Annotated in this window: 1 protein-coding gene; it reads right to left on the bottom strand. The window is 40.4% G+C overall.

What is annotated here, in order from left to right; genetic code table 11:
• Positions 1 to 421 precede the first annotated feature (421 nt).
• The gene (locus tag WBG83_RS22450; protein ID WP_336747622.1) at positions 422 to 814 is read right to left on the bottom strand and encodes a retropepsin-like aspartic protease; all 393 of its coding nucleotides are present in this window, start codon (positions 812 to 814) and stop codon (positions 422 to 424) included.
• Between the last annotated feature and the right edge of the window lie 420 nt (positions 815 to 1234).

The raw sequence follows: 1234 nt of genomic DNA, 5'->3' as shown, positions 1-1234 counted from the left end.
TTCATGATGCCGCTGAGTAACGGCAGATAACCGACTTCATAGAAATTTTCCATTTGCATCGTTGTATCCACTCCTGATCCGACTCTCGATTCTAGAACTCTAGCATACACCAAAATTCGCTATTTTCAGAGTCGTAGGGGTGCGGAATGTGAGTAAAAATAGACCTGATCTCTGCCTAAACGAACCGAAGACGCCGGGAAATTCCTAGGCGTCTTCGTTATTGTCCTTGTGCGGTTTTAGATGTAAAAGAATCGAATTTATCAGCCAGCTGCTTATCGGCAGTATGGAGAGCGTGGCAATAAATTTTTATTGTTGTGGTTATGCTCCCAAGTTGCACTGTTTCCGGGTTTGTTGGAAAGAACAACTACCACTTTCCGAATTTACAATAATTTCCTCAAGAGATTATTGTGTATGCTTGTTGCTATTTGGAGTTTGCGGGATACATTTGCATCTGATGAAGGTCAATGATCATATTGCCGCTTTTCAGAATATCTAATCCAATTAAGCCGTTAATGTAATTAATATCCTCATTAAACACTCCGAAATCTAATTTAACGTCATTTAGAACGATATCACCAAGCTGGATTTGATCAACTTGCTTTATAAATGAATATTCGTCTCCACCGATCCCAAAGCTTCGTACTAGCCTATCTCCGTTTTCAAACTTGATCCCGATATCTGATACGATGTCAGAGGAGATGAAAGAATGTGCAGCGCCGGTATCAATGACCAAATTATCAATTATTAGGGATCGCCCTCTGTAAGTTAGTACCATTGATGTTTGCAGTAAATTATCGACCAGATCGATCTGCATCTTACCGGCTCCTGTATAACGGATTTTTTCTTAGTTCAATAGCTATCTTTTCTTGGCCGGTGTGATAAACGATGTTGTTGTTTTTACATTTTAATAACTCCTGAGTTGCTTCGTCAGGATCATGGATTGCTCGGATCAAAGCGACCTCGTCAACATATTGAACACTATCTTGCGTATGTGAATTTAAAATTTCAAGTAGTACATACTGATCAGGGTAAATGTTCCGAACCTCTTGCCACTGCATGTATAACACCTCACAATGTTATTTCTCATTCCATTATATCACACTTCCGGTTGGGGGAGTTTATGCGCCGCGGCGAGAATATTGGCTAATCTTATGTTTAACCTGAATTTCGAAAGCTCATAAGAACGTGGTGGTAGCCGTCCAAGAGCGGTGGATTGACTGTAAATAAGTGGGGT

The sequence above is a fragment of the Paenibacillus sp. y28 genome, from assembly GCF_037137075.1.
Lineage (GTDB): Bacteria > Bacillota > Bacilli > Paenibacillales > NBRC-103111 > JBBBNV01.
This window is presented reverse-complemented; position numbering and strand designations above follow the sequence as displayed.